At 42.1% G+C, this 20,105-nt stretch carries 7 protein-coding genes; 2 read left to right on the plus strand and 5 right to left on the minus strand.

Annotated elements, in window-relative coordinates:
- Positions 1-122 precede the first annotated feature (122 nt).
- Positions 123-971 (plus strand): hypothetical protein, encoded by an 849-nt coding sequence (locus tag Q0P34_RS01610; protein WP_294951891.1) that lies wholly within the window; start codon positions 123-125, stop codon positions 969-971.
- A gap of 159 nt (positions 972-1,130) precedes the next feature.
- On the opposite strand, the gene Q0P34_RS01615 is transcribed toward Q0P34_RS01610, so the two are convergent.
- The 5 genes from Q0P34_RS01615 to Q0P34_RS01635 all read right to left on the minus strand — a co-directional run bounded on the left by Q0P34_RS01615 (position 1,131) and on the right by Q0P34_RS01635 (position 13,268).
- The gene (locus tag Q0P34_RS01615) at positions 1,131-2,843 is read right to left on the minus strand and encodes an alpha-galactosidase (protein ID WP_294951894.1); all 1,713 of its coding nucleotides are present in this window, start codon (positions 2,841-2,843) and stop codon (positions 1,131-1,133) included.
- A complete protein-coding gene (locus tag Q0P34_RS01620; protein WP_294951897.1) occupies positions 2,840-4,009 on the minus strand; it encodes a nucleotidyltransferase family protein in 1,170 nt (389 codons plus the stop codon). The genes Q0P34_RS01615 and Q0P34_RS01620 overlap by 4 nt, the downstream gene beginning before the upstream one ends.
- A complete protein-coding gene (locus tag Q0P34_RS01625; protein ID WP_294951900.1) occupies positions 4,009-4,512 on the minus strand; it encodes a small multi-drug export protein in 504 nt (167 codons plus the stop codon). Before Q0P34_RS01625 ends, Q0P34_RS01620 begins: the two co-directional genes overlap by 1 nt.
- A gap of 9 nt (positions 4,513-4,521) precedes the next feature.
- Positions 4,522-5,238: an NUDIX domain-containing protein gene (locus Q0P34_RS01630; RefSeq protein WP_294951902.1), complete on the minus strand. Its 717-nt coding sequence runs from the start codon at positions 5,236-5,238 to the stop codon at positions 4,522-4,524.
- A 158-nt stretch (positions 5,239-5,396) separates the two neighbouring features.
- Complete coding sequence (locus Q0P34_RS01635) at positions 5,397-13,268, minus strand: hypothetical protein (protein WP_294951906.1); 7,872 nt, start codon at positions 13,266-13,268, stop codon at positions 5,397-5,399.
- A 736-nt stretch (positions 13,269-14,004) separates the two neighbouring features.
- Between Q0P34_RS01635 and Q0P34_RS01640 the strand changes: the two genes are divergently transcribed.
- On the plus strand, positions 14,005-20,046 hold the full coding sequence (locus Q0P34_RS01640) for a hypothetical protein (protein ID WP_294951908.1): 6,042 nt from the start codon (positions 14,005-14,007) through the stop codon (positions 20,044-20,046).
- The last annotated feature ends 59 nt before the right edge of the window (positions 20,047-20,105 follow it).

Here is a 20,105-nt window from a genome sequence, read left to right on the forward strand (position 1 = left end):
TCTAACACATAGAATATAGCAAAATACCCTTGCATTTTTGATTTTGATGTATATAATGGGTAGCAAGAGAGAGGAAATAAAGGCAAATGAATTAGATTTGTCAGGTTGACGAGGCGTATTCTATGAAAAAATTTGAAAAGGAAGCATATGGCTACATTAAGGATATGTTTGCTCAACATAATATGGTTAAGCGAATTTTCCTTACAATAATTTCTATTATTGTTATGGGCTTTGGCATTGCACTTTTCAATGTTTCAGGATTTGGTGTTGACCCCTTTACATCAATGAATATGAATGTCTCATCAACCTTAGGAATCGGGTACGGAACATATCAGCTGATTGTCAATGCGGTAATCATTGTGTTTGTTGTTATTTTTGCACATCGAGGTTTAATCGGTGTGGGTACGGCAATAAATATGATTGGCGTCGGCTATTCGTGCGAGCTGTTCAGCTCACTGATCGCTCCGATGATAGGTGACAACATTATTGTTCGCATATGCTTGCTTGCGGCAGGCATAATTGTTCTGTGCTTTTCCTGCTCTCTGTTCTTTGTATCAAATATCGGTGTAGGTCCTTATGACAGTGTTGGCTTTATGATAAGCAATGCTACAAAAATCCATTACAAATGGGTTAGAGTAATGACTGATATTGCGGTAATAATTATCGGTTTGGTGGTCAGCGGAGGTTTTACGGCGCTGATGAGAGGTGATTTGTCGGGTGTGAAAAACATCGGCATAGGCACAATTATTACAGCATTTATGATGGGACCGTTGGTAAATTTCTTTTCAAAGCATGTTTCATCAAAGATTTTGGATGTTAACTATGCAGACCTCAGCAGAGATGTGGCATTCTTTATGATTAAGGGTGCAATGGTGAAAAACAGAGTTCCCGATGACTACGACCCTGCAAGGCTTAATATCAACTCTCCCGAATACAATGTTATTAATGACGGAGAATTAAAGGAAATATAGCACCGTGCAACCAAGGTTGTATGATTAATTTCGTCAACCTTTTTAATATAGCCCCTTTTAGATTTTATATAAATTTACTCCTGGTATCTATGTTAATAGGTACACAAAAGCGACTCTCGAGTTATTCGAGGGTCGCTTTTGATTTTGTGTTATTAAGATTTATCTGCAGGTTATTCTGTACACCTTTACTCCGTGAGCCGGAATGTCGGTTTTGATTGTATCGCTGTGGAAGATGTCGTTTGTCCACAAATCCTTAATTTGTGCATTACCCAAACGACTTATATCGAGATACTTATCATCCTTTAGCTTTTCAATATCGTACTCAACGTGCCTGTTCTTTTTGCTCGTGTTGAAAAGACAGAGCGCAACATCACCGTTTGACAGCGGCCTTGCAAGAACATCCGTACTGCCAAGTCTGTCAATCTTCTTTGCAGGCTTAACAAGTGAATCCTGGTCAATTCTGATAAGCTCGTTGTTGGTTACAATGTCAAGGATGTCCTGTCCCTTGCCGTTTCTTTCAATTTTTCTTAAATCGTTGCCCAAAACAAGCGGAGCAGCCATCATACACCACAGACTGAAATGCGAGCGGTTTTCTTCAAGAGTAAGCTTTCCGTTACCCACCTCAAGCATATCCGGATCGTTTACATGACCGGGAGAGGCGTATTTGTACAGCCTTACAGTAAATTTGTATATAACATAAATGCTGAACCATTTTGCAAAAATATCATGGGTTGTACGCCACATATTGCCAACCTTGCCGTTCCACAGCCAAGGCTTGCAGGTGCCCCATTCGCAAAGGGAATAGGTGATAGGCTTTTGTGCAGTGCCTGTGTAAATTGCCCAGTCACGCGATGCGTCCTCAAGAGCCTTGCCCATACGTCTGTATTGGATGTATGACGAGTCGGCACGGGTTACAACAGGGTTTTGCAGGGTGATGATGTTTTCATCGGAATTCAGCCTTATTACTGTTTGAAGCCTTGCGTCAGCAGTAAATGCGTTTGACGGTGGGAAGAATACCTCGTTTACCTCGCCGTTAACAACAATCTGCATATATGTCGGCTTTCTGCTCTTAAGCTTCTTGAAATGAACGGTGAATACATATTCGCCGCTGCTTGCAACATCAAGCTTAAATGTAGCCTTGCCGGCACCATGGTTAAGATAAGCAATACCTTTTTTAGTTGGTAGGTCGTCAACTTTAATTGCCCTTGCCCTGCCTGAATATTTTGCTCTGTCGGGAGTAAGCTTAACAAATTCACGCTCACCCCTACGGCTGATTCCTATATATTCGATAATAGGGGTTTTGCCGCTGATTTTTTCATTGTGGCAAAAATCGTACTTAAAGTATTCCGCACCCCAGGATGCAAAGGTTTTTGCATCAATTTCCTCGTGGCCGAGAGAGGCAGGCAAATCCTCGCAGGTGAGCGAGCCGTTAGATGTGTAAAGTCCCATCTTCAAGCCGAGTGCATTTATCCTTTTGCCGAGGTCTGCTATACCGCTCGGGAAGGATTCAAGGTCACCCTGAAGCATTCCGTTTTCGTCACGCATAGAGCTGTGCCAGCAGTCGTCAATGTTTACGTATTTGTATCCTGCATCTGCAAGGCCTGTATCTACCATTGCCTTTGCCATATCGTAAATTGTATCCTCATCAATACGGTTTCGCAGTGCGTTCCAGCTTGACCAACCCATAATCGGGGTTTTGCTGCCACCGACAAGCTCTTCATCCTTTGATGTGTCAATGGTAATTTTTGTCGGCGGAAAAGCCTTTAGTGCACATATCGGGCAGTTGCCGTCTGCCTTGGTTGCAAAAAACCAGGTTAGAAAAAGCACTATGCCTATTGCAATTAATGTTATTAAAATAATAAGGAAAATCATAGCAATCCTATCTCCTCAAAAAATTTTATTTCCTTTTTTGCCTCTGCCTCGGTTTCATCATTTGCGAGGGTAGAGGTTGCTTCCTTTACAAAAGCCTTTTTGTTTTTTAGGTTATATATTATCCTGTATATCCATCCAAACGGCAACAAATACGGTCTGCCCTCAATGAACTTGACGTACGGGATGTTTTTCATTTTTTTGTACGACGGAAACAACAAACTCAGCCTTGTTGCAAGGGTGCTTGTATGCCCCTCCTCAAGCGCCTTGCGCTTTACCACAGCGGCTATGCTTCTGTTTGTGTTGCCAAAGGCACCGTGAGAAATTAAAAATTCCTTTGCCTTGTCGGTATCACAGTCATATGCCTTGCCGACATTAAACCAATCGTAGCACACGGTAAATATAACCCTTGCAAATTCGTCCAGATGTAAATCCTTCATATTGTCAACAACGGCATCTATGCTTGGGTTAAAGTGTTTTATTATTACAGCAAGGTCAAGTATCATTTTTGCCCCTGCACCGTAAAACCAAAAATGGTGGGCAATGTGAGTCAGCAGATACATAAGGTTGTACTGAACATCAAGTGTACCCCTGTGATTTTCAAATGTCGCGTGGTTGATTGCGTCCTCAAAAAATTCCTCCGCATTTGCATTGCCGACCTTACCGCTGACAATTTTTGTGTGACATTCTACAAGGATATTGTCTTTTTTGTAGTTGTAAACAGGACCGTTGTCCTCGGTAATTGTGTAGCCGTTTTTCAAAAAAACCGTCTTTGCCCTGCTTCTGTCCTCAAGCCGTATCAGCAGGTCAATATCGCTCATTAGCCTAAGCTCCGGCACAGGAAAGTATTCCTTTAGCTGCGAGCCCTTAAAGAATACGTGATCAATGCCGTTGTCGGTTAAAAAGCCGTCGATTTCACTGATAGCATCTTTTTGCATATCGTAGCAAACTATTGCATCATAAAACGCATCCTTAAAGGCTTCGTACGACTTTTTGCACCCAAGCAGCACAGGATTATTCCTTGCCACAGAAAACACGACAGGAGCCAAATTGTGAGCCATAGCTAACGAAAACAGGCTGTCGCAATCAATTTCATATTCATCATTTATGCTTGTGCCGTTAAGGTACGCCCTAAGGCAGTCAAGCAAAAAGCATTGTTCATTATTCATTAAAATACCGCCAAATTAAACACATTTGACAGCACGGTCATAATTATGCCTGCACACAGAACACCGACGCAGATTACGCCAAAGCTCTTTTTTCTGTCAAGGTGAAGCAGGGAGGCGAGCAGCGAGCCGGTCCAGGCGCCTGTGCCCGGCAACGGAATTGCAACAAAAAGCAACAGCCCCCAAATACCGTATTTGTCAATCTTATCTCTTTTTTTAAGAGTCTTTTCCTCAAGCCATATTATAGGCTTTTTGATGACCGGGATTTTCTTCATCCATTCAAAGATTTTGTTTATCAGCAAAAGAATAAACGGAATAGGTAATATATTACCTAAAAAGCTTATTGCAAATCCGGCAAAAAGATTCATCTGTAAAAGGCTAAATGCCGTAAACATACCAAGCCTGCATTCCAATATGGGACACAGCGAGATAATGAATACAACAAGCCAATCGGGTATTCCGTGAGAGGATAAAAATTCCTGTAGTGTTGTTACAACTTCATGCATAAAATCACCCTATATAATATTGTTCTCGTTTAAGAATTCATATGCACTTGACAAAATGTTTTTGTCATTTTCAAATTTCAAAAGACTCATTGCCTTTTCGTAGGTCAGCCAAATGTAATCCTCAATTTCTTCCTTTTGGATAACGGTTGAGGTGTCCTGCGTTGTGCCTACAAAAATGGTAACCATTTTGTCTATTTTTTCACGAATCTTGTATTTTGAAATACAACTGAACCCATCGATAATATTGATGTGCAATCCGGTTTCTTCAAGCACCTCACGGTACGCAGTTTCCTGCGGAGATTCGCCGGGCTCAATATGTCCTTTGGGGAAGCCCCAATGTGCCGAGCGATTATTCTTTATGAGCAGGTACCTAACCTCGCCCTTGATGTCCCTAAACACAACAGCGCCGCAGCTGAATTCGTACAGGCATTCAAGCCTGTAGGTAGGGAAGTCCTTTTCAACATCAATGTACTGCTTGATGTCGTTTACTATGAAGCGGGTACTTTTAGGCGCGACAATCCAAATAAAGTGATTGTTCTTTTTATCGCTTAACATTGCAATAACTCTGCCGTCAAAGTTTTTGACAGGATGATGGATGCCCATAACAAATGCATCCTGATTTTCTGTATTGTATACAGAGCCAAAGTTTAATGGATAGGTGTAGCCCGCTTCGTTGGTTGAGCCGATAGGATGCTCTATCTTGACTCTAACATATTTTCCGAGCATTTTTTCACCACCGAGTATTAAGATATATATGAAAATATTATACTAAAATTTCTGCTAATATACAAGGGTATATACAAAAAAACTTAAATAATATTTTCCTGCGTTATTGCAACAAAAAAGCATCCCCTAAGGAGATGCTTTTTGTTTGTTGTTAGTTATTAGCCTGCGAATGACTGAAGCAATTCTACAAGGCTTTCGATAACTGTGTCTGAATCGCCCTTGAGCATACCAAGAACCTGATCGATTACGCCGGAGATGCTGTCGCCTGCGCCGCCGAGGAGACCTGATACAAGGTTAACGATTGTGTCGTAGTTATTCTTGTAGTTGATTGTGTCTATCAAGAATCTAAGTACAGCGATGAGAGTTTCATCCTGATCTGCCTGAACGGCAATTCTTGTGCCGAAGGTTGCAACCTGTGATGTAGCCACATAAACCTTACCGTGGCTTGCAAGACGGAACCAATCAATTTCAGGAAGCTCTAATCCAAGCGGCTGTCCCTTAATCTTGATTACACCAAGAATACCGTTGAGGAGAGATACAACGTTCTCAGAACCGATGAGTGGTTCAAGAGTAGCCTGAAGATTGTAAACATCAACCTTTACATTTGCCTTAACACCGATCTTGCCGAGCAATGCGTTAAGATCAACACCGAGTACGTCAAGCAGAACGTTTACGTTGATGATAGGCTTAACTGCATTGAGCAATGCCGATACCGGAGTCAAAAGGTTATCAATCAACTGAAGCAAACCGTTGTTTGCAAAGAAGAGTGAAAGGTTAGGAAGAATGTCTGCAAGTATCTCGATAGGTGCATTGAGAATATCCTCTACCTTATCCCAAAGAGGATTGAGAATGTCAAGGAGGATTGCGTCATATGCCTTTTCCATATCCATTCTGTAATCGTATTGGGTCTTGATGTTGTATACACCGAATGCCTCAAGAAGAGGAACGATGAATGATGTGTATCCGTTTGAGCCCGGAACGCTTACAATATTGAAGAGGTTGAGGTTACCGTTGTTCAAAAGAACATCAAGTACACCGAATACCGGACGAAGAACTGCTGTAAGAGCACCAAGGAATGTTTCTCTGTCCTTAACACCCCACTTGAGGTCTTCCTTCTTAACCTTCTTCCAGCTGCCTGCCTTTGCAATTACTCTTGCAGCCTGGTCGTAAGTCTTACCGTAATTCTTATCTGTAAGAAGCTTTGCAACGTTTGAAGCTGTAAAGTCTATGTCAGTCTTTGCAAGGAGAGCTGAAAGTGAGCCGATGCCATCAATGTTTACACCGTCAATTGCGCCGTAAAGACCGCAAGCGATAGAACTGATGATGTCATCTGTGTAAATCATTCCGCTAAGGAGTCCGAGCAATCCGCCCTTGTCTGCAAGCAAGCCGCCAATCAAGCCGTCAAGCATTGGAGCAAGCTGTCTGCAGAATTTCTCATCCATATTGCCGAATGAGAAGTCATAATTCTTGGAAATGAAGTTGCTGTAATCGAAGAATGAATCCTGTGCACCGTGCTGAGTCAGGAAGTAGAAGACTGCTCTTACGATGTCATCCTTGTTTGCAACCTTCAATGAAGAGAATACACAGCTGAGGATGTCACGTATTGTCTTGTTCTTCTTGATAGCGTCGATACCGCTGAGGAGCTTGTTAAGTGCAGTTGCGTTCTTGATAAGAACATCGCCTACGTATCTGAGAAGAGCTACAAACATTTCGCCCTTATCAGCCTTAACCATCAATCTTTGATACTTACCCTTGCTGTTCTTTGCAGCACTTTTAGCAGTAACAATCTTGCCGTGTGATGCAATTTGAGCGAAGGTGAATGCCGGAATCTTGATCTTGATATTGTTATTCTTAAGCAGCATATTTACAAGCGGAATAACAATGTCTTGAATGTTGCACTTTGAAAGGTCGGTTAATGTAAGGTTAAGCTTAACATTAATGCCAAGTGCATCTGTTACAACCTCGCCAAGTGGCTTGCCGGCGATTGCCTCAATAAGCTTGTCAACGTCAAGACCGTTGCTCTTAAGGATACCGAGCACACCGTTCTTTGCTGTGATAGGAGCAAGAAGATTGCCTATTGCCTGTGTCAAGCCGTTGCTGTCAATGAAGTATGCAAGGTTTGGAAGAATAGCTGTCAATGTATTTGCAGGAGCTGCAAGCACGTCATCAACCAAGCTGATGATTGGCTTGAAGATGTTGATGAGGAGGTTATCCTTTGCTTTCTTATATGCAGATACATATTCGTCATAGGTCATAAGGTCTTCACGAAGGAATGCCTCAAGAATAGGAATAACTGCATTTTCGTAGCCGTTTGTGCCGAAGCCTGCGTTAGAATTACCCGAGCTGAGCTCGTTGAGCAATGTTGTTGCAACATTTGTGATGTTGAGCTTAAATGTTGAATCCTTGTCGCTGCCGTTGCTGTCAATAACAAGTGTAAGCACACCGTTCTTGATGCCAAGCTTGAGGTCGCATCCGTACGGATCCTCTTGCTTGATGCCGCCAACAGACTCGAGGTCAACATTGATATCATTAATCATGTTAATGATATCCTTCTTTTCATCGTCGGTAAGAGCTGTATTCAAGCCCTTGCCCTCTGCAAGGAATACTGAAAGTACGCCGTTGATAGGACGAAGGATAGCTGCAAGTGCGTTGATAAAGCCGATTTGGGCCTTGTCAGAGCCATCCTTGAAGCCCCAGTTGATCTTCTTAACCTTACTCCAGCTCTTTGCCTTCTTCAAGCTCTTTGCTGCTGAAGAGTAGGTCTTGCCGTAGCTTTCATCCATAAGGATGTTTGCAATACCTGCAGGTGAAAGATCAAGGCCGATACTCTTAAGAAGATCGGTGAGCTCTGCATTGCTTGCTGCTTCGTAAATGCCACCGTATACGGTAGTTGCAAGCTTTGTAAGGAGCTCGTTCTTGTAAAGAAGAGAGCCTACAAGCTGTGGAAGATCCTCGTAATCAAGTACACCCAAATCCTTAAGGAGAGGGAATACATTCTTTACAAGCTGGTCAAGGTTGTCAACAGCCTCGTCTGCCTCAGCTGCTGTGATGCCCTTAGGATATACAAATGTGTTTGTAATCTTGCCTGCGTATTCCTTAAAGGTCCAGAATACTTCGGTTGGGCTTTGAGTAACCTCAAGGATTGAATTTACAATGTTAAGGATTTGTGCAGGTGAAAGTGATTCAAGAACCTTAACAAGCTCCGGAGCTGCCTCCTTAACCAATCCGAGAATGATAGGTGAGCTGAGCAATACGTCAACAAGGTAGCTGAAGATGAGGAGAAGCTTTTTGCCTGCAGTGTCTGCATTTGCAAGAGCCTTCCAATCAATAGACTTGAGGGCGATGATTTCGCCGAGCTTCTTGTTGAGGCTGCCAATGTTGATGCCTCTGAGAAGAGTTACTATTACGTCCTTCTTAGGAAGATTAATCTTAAACTCAAGGTCTGCTGTAAACAGGTTTGTCTTTGAGCTGAGAGCCATACCCAAAAACTTAACAAGTGAAGGAGCGTTAAGCATATCGGCTCCGCCCAAAATATTAGCAAGTCCGCCGAATACATTATTTACAATGCCTGCAACGTTGTTAATAATGCTTGTTACAGCATCGTCATTGAGTATATCGCCTAACGAGCCTACAAGGTTTACAAGGAATGATGCAGGAGCCTTGTAGAACTGTGAAAGGATGTTTGCAAGCGGGGTAAGAATACCCTTTACAAGCTGGTCGTGACCGTCAAGTGCATTGAAGGCAGCGCCTGAAAGTACGCCCGATGCGCCTGTGTGCTTTGCAACAGCACTGAGTACAGGCTCAATAACACCTGAATACAGGTTGTCGGTCTTGCTTGAATCGGTGTAGCTGTATGTAAGAACTGCACCAAAAACCGCAGCAACTGTTGACAATGATTCGCCAAGTGCATCGTAGAAGCTCTTCTTGTCACCGTCAACAACGCTAAAGTGAACTTCGTTGACATCCTTCCATGATGCCTTGCCTGCAAGGTCCTTTGCAGGACGTTCGGAAACTCTTACCGAAAGGGCATCCGGAGAAATAAGACCGCTGATAGCACCGACAATAATCTGGTTAGGATCACCGTTCTTTAGGAAGCCGTTGTCACCGTAGAACAGCTGTGTAGCGATAGCTTCTATTAATGTATAAGTATTAATTACTATATTTGAAAGGTTTTTGCTTGTATAAACTTCACTTGCGTTTACCTTGCCGTCCTTTGCTGTTGTGTCAAATACCTGAAGGTAAGAATCAAGCAAATCGAGCAATGCGCTTGTGTTCTTTTCACCGATGTAGTTTGATACAGCTGTAAGAACACCTGCAAGAATGTTTTCATTTGAATTCAAAGTGAAATCATTGAGTGAAGCATTATCAAGGAGAGATGCAAGAATTTTATCAAGCTTTTCGAGCAATGCGTCTGCAGCACCAATATTTTTCTTGGTCAATACAGCGCTTGCGTTGTATTTCTTGTTCATCTTTGATGATGTAACAAGAGTTGGCTTTTTAGTCTCTGTTGTTGTATTTGTTGCGGTTGAGCCTGAGCTGTTTGAAGAACCTGAATTGTTATTCATAGAGCTTACAATGCCCTTAACAAGAGGAATAATACCTCTCTTGCCACTGTCAAATACAATGTTAGAAATGAGGAAGTATCCTGTCTGCTTTGACAATCCGACAAAGCCCTTTGTAGGATTCTGAACCTCAAATGTAAATGTTGCTTCGTCCTGTCTTGTAAGGTCAAACAAGCCGTTGAATACATCGGTAAGAATGCTCTTCTCGCCAAAGCCGCCGAGAGAATTGAGCAAGCCTGCAACAAGTGCAAGGTTGTCTGTAAGCTTGTTTGATGTGCTGATAGTGTCGTTAACGAAGTCAATAAGTGCGTTGATCCATGAGCCTGTGAATGCTTCCATAAACAGGTCAAGTACCTCTGCCGCATTAGTCTTTGCATCGTCGTAAACAGCCTTTTCCTTAAATGCTTCAAGAGGAGCATTGTAGTACTGGGTTACTGTTATGCCGTCTCTGAAGGTCTTAACCTTTGTAAGATCAAGCTTGCCCTGATATACAAATGTCCAGTCAGAGTCTACATTATATTTAGTAATGAATTTCTTACCGATCTTGTCAATAAGTCTCGGAAGAGAAATTGCAATGTTGTTAAGTCCTTTTTGTGTAACTACATAGTCACCGTCGGTGTAAGGACTGTATCTGTAATCCTTATGGGTAGGATCTGCCTCGCACTCTGCAAGGTATTCGGTAACAGCGTCGTAAGTAAAGCCGACAATTTCCATAATCAGCTCGTATACACCGTCGGCAGCAGTTGCATCCATTTTCTTGCCGAGCTCTGCTCTGAGATCAAGGCCTGCAAGAGCTTTATCGACCTTGTATACACCAAGGAGCATAATTGTATTGCCGTCTACCTTATCCTTGTAGGTTTCCTTGTCAATCTTGCATTCGCCGTTGAGGAAATCATCATATGTACCGCAGATTTCCTTTGCCTTTGCAACGTCACCCTTAAGGTAAGCAAGGAGTCCCGGAAGAATCTTGTTAAGGTCAAATGATGACATTACCATTCCAATATCGGTATTGAGAAGCTCAAACTGACCCGGATTAGGCTGTGCAGTAAGTGTAATGCCGAGGTTTTCAAAGATTGCGTCAAGAGCACGGTATCTTTCGTCGCCCTCACCGTTAATCAACATCGGTGATACAACCTCTTCAACAAGGATTACGAGCACCGGAAGAATGTTAAATACTGTTTCCATAGGTGCCTCGTAAAGCTTCAGCCAAATGTTGTTTACAAGACCTGTGTTCTTATCGTTGTAAAGAACGATGGTTGATTCCATCAAGCCGCTGATAGCTGTACCGATGATACCGCCGAGCTGTGTTGAAGGATCCAATGCATCCTTAACGATAGCATTAAGCGCATCGTTAACTGCGTTGATAGAATCCTCGGCAATCTTGTTGTCATAGTAAGTTTGAACAGCATTAGACATCTTGAAGTCTTCGTAGCTGTAGCTTACACCCTCCATTGCCTTCTTAACAGCATTGCTTCTTAAAACTTCTTCGTGGTCGTAAATTGGGCTTGAAACAGCCACAACAGCCGAAGATGTATTTGTTGTGCCGCCTACGCCTATCTCAAGGTTTGTCATAACACCTGAAACGATAAGGTTGAACCAATCAACAGGGTTCAGTTCCTGACCGTCGGTAGAGATGTACATAAGCTTACTTCCGGTAGAGCCTTTATATGTCTTCCAGGATTTTGCCTTTTCAAGGTATTGCTCTCTTGTGTACGGTTTTCCGTCAAGGTCTTGGTACTTTGAAATGTTTGTTACAAAGTCTTGGAACTCCGTACCGATTGTGCCGTAGTATGTACCGAAGAAATACTTTGCAGCATCTGAAAGGCCAAGCTCGCTTGATGTAATGTAGCTGCGAACACCGTTTTGAACATCTTCGTCCTTCGCACCTGACTTGCTGAGTTCAACAGCCTTGTCAATAATCTTATTGTACTGCTCGTCGGTAATCTTCGCATCGTTGATAGCCTTTTTAGCGGAATCAACATCCTTGTATACGCCTGCTTCAATAAGGTTTGCAATGTTGATTGCATCGTATGATGTTGAGCCCAATGCTTCGTTCTTTATGTAGTTCTTGGCAGAGGTTGATGTCTGCATCTCAACTTCCTGTGAGTTGGTATCGTTAAGGCAATCAAATACAGCCTTAGCAAAGAAGTAGTATTCGTTTACTCCCTCTTGATAGCCTGCATATCTTGGGTCACCGCTGTCCTTTAATGCAGTAACACATTCCTTAAGAACGGTTTCGTAGTTGCTGCTTGTAAGGTCTGTGGTTCCGCCTATCTTCTTTGTGCTGATGCACTTTCCGCCTTCCTCTGCAAGATGAATGTATTCAATAGCTGTATAGTAGTTTATACCTGTTCTTGCACCGAACAAAGAAACATTGTATTGGTGGATAAGGAAAGCGCTGGTAGTAGACAAAAGCTTTGAACCGTTGTCTTTACCTGATGGATAACCGTAGAAGTAAAGAACTGCTTCGCTGACGGTTTTGATGTCCTTACTAAAGCCGACAGACTTGAGCTTTTTGTCTGCATAATTTACTGCTGCCTGAATGTAACCGCTCAAATCGGTCAAATTCTGTGATGTAAATGATTCGCTTTTTGTGAGGTCGTCAATAGCAACGTTTGCAGGTAGCTTGTAATTTGTTTTTTGTGTATCGTCTGTTGGGTCTTTAACACTAAGAGAAGACTTGATCTTCTTTGCACCGATTACTGCAGGGTCAACACTTACAGGGTAAGTTAATGCCTTGCCGTCTGCATATGTGCTTGCAGTGGTGCTGAGAACCTTTGGTACAAGAACCTTCAATATAGCCTCAAACATATTGAATTCCTGTTCGTATGCAGCTTCGGCATCAACTGCCTTTTTGAGAAGCGCATTAAGGCTTTCAAGTGTGCTTGTGCAATATGCCTTAACCTCATCGTTTGAGCTGTCCTTGTTGTTTTCGCAGAAGGTGTAAAGCTCGATGAATGTAGGTGCACCGTCCTTGCTTGGCTCGTTCAGGTAAGCAAAGTAATCGTAGTACTTATCCTGCCAAGTTTTAGCCTTTTTGGTGATAGTTTTGCTCGGATTATCAGGATCCGGTACCTTGTAGGAACCACCTGAGCTTATTCCGGTTACCTCCGGGTGTCCGATAATAAACTCTTTAAGATCCGGTGTTGATATTGCACCGAGTAATCCGCCGAGTAAAGGACTTGCCTTTTCAATGACGGTCTGTAGGGTAGCAGAATTGATCTGCTCGTCGGTCATATTGAGGTGCTGACCGATTGTTTTACCGCTAACATTAATTCCGAGAATCAACGGAAGTGCAATGTTAACGATTTCGCCGATGGCATCAAATGCTTCATCAGCCTCTGTTACATCATTCCAATAGGTGTCCTGAGGCTCTTTTGCAAAAGCGGTAAAGCCGACAGAGCATGATGTAACAACCATTACCACAGCTAAGAAGAAGCTGAGTAATTTTTTGCTCGCTTTTTTCATAATCATCTCTCCCTTTCTGTTAATGATTTTACGGCAAAGGGTGTAAAGCAACAACCTTTACAGCCGTAAGCGGAATCATAGGAGCATTTTTGCATTCGCTTTGGTATTTTTGCGCAGAATACCCCTATGCACGAACAATATCCAAGTTTATTTATAACAAATAAAGAACGCAAAGTCAATAATTTTTTAACGAATTATAACTAATAATTAACAAACATATGATAAAACGACTTTTTTCACCGAATTTGACATATGATTTTTTGCTTAAAAATCAGCCGATTTTGTGTTCAATTTTGTTAAAAAAACTTTTGTCCACAACCTGTTGTGTTTTTCAAATTTTCCATAAAAATTTTTTGATAAATTGTAAAAACATTGTAAACAATTTGTGAACTTTTAAGGAAATATTACATCAAGCCGTTAAAAAAATCAATATATTTTTTCAGAATTTTTGCATTTTTCACAAAAGAAAATTTTGTTTCTTGTTAAATTGTTACGAAAAAATTAACAAAAATCGACTCGATTTTCTATAATGTTATTAATATGTTAATAGACTTGATTTTTTATTATAAATGTGCTTTAATGATATTGCGTGAAATGTGTCATCGCAGTTCAAAATTTACATCTCAGGAGTTATTCCTTCTTTCTGTTGCGAGGCCTTGCAACGTGGTCAGAGAAAGTGACAGGGGCGTAAACGGTGATTCATTATCGTAATTATAAATGGAGGAAATTTAATAAAGTGAAAAAATCTAAAATCTTTGCACGTAAAATTGTTGCAACGGTTTTGGCTGTCATTATGGCTGCATCTACCTTCACAAGCGTTGTTACAGCATACGCTAAGTCAACAGACGATGCACACGACCAGAACCTCGCAGCAAACTTTATGACTTGGGCAGAGACTACAGACAATCAGACCTGTGAAGCTCTTCTTGACTGGGTTGATGATACACTTGGTAAAGCAGGCATTGCTCCGCTCAGCGTTCACATGGACTACGTTGTAATCAAGATTGATATCGAAGGTTACATCGATAGTGTGGACGGTCTTCTTGACCTTGTAGGTCAGGTATGGGGCCTTGTTAACCAGTACAAGAATACTCTTGGCGGTGATATCAAGAATATCTATCTTAACCCAATCGGTGAGGAACTTAAATACTCAACAGATCAAGCATATGTAGTTTCAAAGTGCGGTAAGTCATATCGTGCTGTAAATGACGCAAAGACCATCGTTATGGCTCTTGCAGAAACAATTTATTGGAACTCTAATGATGATACATCATCAAGGAGAACAAACCACAACGTAATCGGACAATTCATTAAGGGTAAATTGAACCTCGGCTCAATCCTCAGCGGTATCGTTGATGTTTACGGCATTATCGGCGGCATCGGCGGACTTAATATGTGGAGCGGCTATCAGTCAAACCTTGTATACAATATCCTTGCACAGGTTATTCTTACAAAGACTAACTGGTTCACACAGCAGGAGGTTGAAAACTTCCGGTCATACCTTCAGGGTAAAGGCGGAACAAAATGGAACTTTGATGAGCAGCTTCTTGCAAAGCTCACATCAGAGTTTATGAACAAGATTTCCGTAGAAATGACATACGCTCTTGAAAAGGACGTAGATGCGGAAGGAAACACTGTTTTCAATCCAACCGATTCATCAAAGACCCGTTACTCAAAGATTAAGGCATGGCTTGAGGACAGAAACCTTTCACCAACAGATGCAAACATTATCCAAGCATCAAAGGCTCTCGGCTTTGACCCTAACCTTAGATACGACAAGAACGGCAACGGTATGATTTACCTCTTCAGATACGGTGTTAACGGCACTACAGAAGAAGAAGCACTTTCCATTACCGTAGACAGCACATTCTACGACATCGTAGATGAGGCACTCAAACTCGTTTGGAAAACAACACTTAAGCCGACTATCAGAACAATGCGTGTTAACAACAGCATGGATTGGTATGAAGGTCACGGCGGAAACTTTGATAACAACTATTATTACTGGTTGGCAGGCGAAGGCCTTGTTGACAAGGATAATTGGGAAAACAACTACACTTGGGAAAAGTTCAATGCTTATGCAGCTGCTAATTACGCAGCTTATAACTGCGCAGACGCAGAAGAATTTACTCAAAAGGTAAGACGTACATTTGAATACGAAAGAGGTGTAGTTGCCGATCCTAAGTACAACTGGAGAGACGTTTCAAAGAGCAACGACTATAACACAGCGGAGGGTAGAAGAGAAAGCATCCTCTTCGGTAAGCTTCGTTACAGCCCTCTTGCAGATAAGCTCTTCAATATGCAGACAGGTCCTATCAACCTTTACATTATGCAGACAGGCTTCCCGAACCTTTCAAAATTTATGGACGATTATGTTGACGGTAAGACAGATTATGCAAATGTACCTGCAGCTCTTAACGATGCTCTTGTAGCTGCTGTTAAGGACTTGTTCCCTGATTCAGCTAACATCGGTCTCGGTACAAACAATGAGGTTACAACAAACCTTGTTCGTCCTGAGCTTACATTGACAGGCGCATCAACAACAACGCTTAACACAGCAAAGACACTTGTTTCTAATGCTTGCAAGATTTTCGAATATGCAGCAAACGCAGCAGATGCTAACATTCTTAACGGCTTCTATCATAACCATGGTATTACCGATAAGACAACATCTGCAAATCTTACAGAAGCAAACTTTGAAGAGGCTATGATTCCTCTCCTCGTTTCCTGCATCAAGATTATCGCAGGCACACGTAGCATCCACGATTCAGACTTTGATATGGCTAAGGATGCAGAGGGTGTTGCATACGTAGTACTTAGAGAATATCTTTCATTCTCACTTCCAAGCAAGGATTACGATCAGCTCGTTACAACAACAAACGGCACATACGAGGCTAACATTGATGTTGACGGCAACGGCACAAAGGATCTCTACGGCGACGTTATTCTTACAATGGCTCGTGATGCAGTAGGTTATCTTTTGAATTCAGTCGTACCTTGTCGTACAAAGTCAGGCGCAGTTTGGAACGTATATGAGTCTAATCCTGCAACTGATAAGACAACATTGTTTGAAATCTTGAACTCTGTAGTTTGCTACTATGCATCAACAGAAGAGTTCACAGAGCCTTCATACAATTCAATTTCTTCAAAGACATATGGCAAGGGTGTTGCAGCTCTTCTCGGTGTAGTTGACGCAAACGGTAACTGCCTCGTTAAGCTGAACAACTCACTTTGGGATAACATCAGTGTTATCGCTAATAAGATTTGGCCTACAATCGGCGTTCTTCAGTTTGGTTCAGAGGATTATGCCGGACAGGCAAATGCTAAGACACTTATTTATGACACCATAATTAAGTCGATTCTTAACATTTCCGAGGATCACACAATTACAAACGCTAAGGGCACAACAACTCAAAAGGGTATTACAACAGTAATCTACCAGCTTTTGACAATCTTCACTGCTGATCCTATTATGAATAAGGGTATCGACGTACTTGTTTATGATGATGTTCTTGCATCTCTTGTAAACAGCGTATTCGGTGCAAAGCTCACAAATCAGCTTTATCCACACGTTCTTCCTACATCATCTGAGATGGGCGGAACACACACACCGTTCGACAGCATGATAAGCAGTACATATTTTGCTAACTACAAGGGTAACGGCTCAAATGCAACAGGTATCCTTGGCATTTTGGTAAGCAACATCTTCTGTGCATTCGGCGGTAATGCAAATGTACAGAACGCAACTCGCGGCAACGGTTGTTGGCAGGGTGCAATGTTTGCAGTTAAGGCTGTAAGCTACTTTGTAAACGGCTTCCTTCCACAGCTTCGTGACCACAAGTTCGGTGCAGCATCTGTTTCCGTTGATGATCCGTCACGTTCGGATTATGCTAACGGTAAGGCTATCGACGGTTATCTTACAATCAAGAACGAGTCTGTAGGTCTTAACAGATTCTATAGGGATGGAAACTCTATCAAGTATGACGATAGATACTTCATCGAGGTTACAGGCCTTACATCAGACTCATCAACAGTAAGAATTGATAGCCCAACAGGTACAATTATTGCTCCTGAAAAGAGCGTAAAGGTTAAGCTTAACGGTGAATATCCAAGTACCCCTCAAACAGTTAAGTTCACTCTTACTTATAACATTTATAAGGGTACATCATCTAACCAGAAGAAGGAACTTAAGTATCAGAATCAAATCGCTACATGCTATTTGAACTTCTCACCTGATAAGGGTTGGCTTGGTTCTCTTGACTCAAACGATTCAGATTCAGGCGCTAAGTATTCCTCAACAAGCATGGTTGACCCAACCGGTACAAGCGGTCAGATTTATACCGACGTCGTACTTTCAAGCACAAATCCTGAGCAGGTAAGCAGCATCGGTGTTTCTCTTCCTGATTTGAACGGTGTATATGCAGCTGACACAAACGGCGATGCATATGTAACCTACAATGTTGTTAAGAAGTCAGGCAACGAGTATATTAATGTTGTTAATAAGGATAAGCTTGACTATCGTATCAACACAGTAGACTCAAACGGTAACGTAACAGCAGAGGGTACATGGAACAACGGTACCTCTGAGGATATCAACGGTGTAACTGTTTACGCAGGTTACACAAGAGATCAGGTTCCTAATGCTGCAACCGGTCAGAGCATTGATACAAGAACTCACATCGCAGTTTCTACAGAAACAGATACAGCTAATGATGTTATCAAGACTGTAGAGAGAAACAGCGACGGTTCTGTTGAAAGTGTTACAGTTGACCCTGCAGTTGTTGCTATGGGCGCTGCAACAGCAAAGACACCTATCAACGGTATCAACTTCGTTCCGTTCGCAGGTTCAGAAGCAACTTATAACGTATTCCTTAAGACTGATGACCAGGTTAACTCTGTTGCTGCAGGCAACTATGAATTTAACCTTTTCGGCTACAATACATTTGGTGAAACCGGTATCGAGGTTGGTACAACTAACGTAAACGTTGCTGACACAAGCGGTGCTGCTTCTCTTCAGAGATACTTCGAGAGTGTTCAGGAGCAGATCAACCCATATCAGCCATCAGACTATGATGACTATAAAGCAGCTTCAGATACATCTAACATCTACACCTCTATGCAGAACAAGTTTGCAAATGTTATCAAGCAAATTGCAATCGCTCCTTCTACAGAAAATGCAGATCAATTCGCACCTGTAACCGTTGTTGCTGCTCAGACAGCACAGGTTACCGGTACAACAGGTGACCCTGCTTACATGCCTGCAACAGACATTACAGAGGAGTATGCTGCTGAAAAGGGTTATGTAAAGAATAATAGTAACGGCTACTATTATTTAGACAAGGCATATAAGTATCCTGTATGCTCTAACGTTCTTGTTAAGGGTGGAAACGTTACAAACGGCAAGGATCCGCTTGGTCGTAAGGTTCAGCTTATAGGTGATACTTATTACCTTGTAAATGAAATTGAATATGTAAGAGAATGGGATGAGACAACATATGAGTATCCATACAACGCTCTTACACAAACTCCTAACCAGTATGAGACAAAGGATGAAAAAGGCAACGTAGTTATGAAGGACTACTACCTCAAGGAGCTCCACGCATACTACGCTGCAAACGGTATGAGAGTTAATGCTTCAGATAACTGGGCTTACACATGTGCATTGACATATGAAAAGACTAAGGAAAATGACGGCACAAACGATTACCGTAGCATTTATGCAAAGCTTCAGGATTATCTTACATATTATAAGCAAGAAACAATGAAGCACATTGATACATCTGCTATGGCAGGTATCACAGGCCCAACCGGTCTTATCGAGACACGTAAGGGTAAGGAAAGCGTCAACTACGACGTTGCTACTTATGAGAAGATGGTACAGATTGCTAAGGAGGCAGAGGCACTTGTTTATAAAACAGGTGAATTGGATGAAAACGGCAAGGACATTTGGTCAACAACCGCTACATCTGCTCAGCTTAAGGAAGCAGTAGACCAGTTCAAGAAGTACAGCGCTCTTGTAGTTCCACGTGGCTACGAAGGTGCTAAGCTTGAGAAAGAGCTTGCTTTCGTAACAAATACAACAAAGCGCAACCTTGTTGCAACATTTGATGAGGATGAAACAACACATGCAATTTCAAACGGTGTTGTTAGATTCAATAGCGGTACTCCGAAGTACGGTACACTTGAAAACGGCGTTCTTGTTAATAAGGATGCTGAGGGTAATGCAATTTACTCGAATGCAACATGGACTAACTACGTAAACGCTCTTGCAAAGGCTATTTCTGTTGCTCAGGCTGCAGAGCCTGAAAACATCTCAGGCACATATGTAGCAAAGAAAGAGCTTGTTATCGCAGAGAACAACCTTGCTGCTCCTGAGGTAGTAACAGATTATACTGTAACAGGTACAATCACAGAAGCTATCAACGGCACAGGTTCTGCAGGTACATTTGCTCTTGCAGGTGCTAAGATTTACGACGGTAAGACATTGCTTGCAACTGCTAATGCAGACGGTCAGTTCACAATTAAACTCCCAATCGGAGTGGCTACAACTGTAACTGTTAAGGCTGCAAATGCTGTTCCAAGAAAGGTTACATTCAGTGCTGAGGCTACAGGCGTTAATATCGGTATCGTTGCTGTTGACTATAATGGCGACGGCAAGGTTAACTCAACCGATATTGCACTTGCTTCAAAGACAACTGACATCGGTACTAAGATTACTCCTGATCAGTTCAAGTCTATTGCAAGAACAGGCGTAGCATATTCAGCTGTTCTTGCATAATTACCTATTATCAAGTACACTTAATTAAAATTCCACTAAATTAATTACGATTTAGTATA

Origin of the sequence: uncultured Eubacterium sp., assembly GCF_945980375.1 — a bacterium.
In the GTDB taxonomy this organism is placed as follows: domain Bacteria; phylum Bacillota; class Clostridia; order Oscillospirales; family Acutalibacteraceae; genus Eubacterium_R.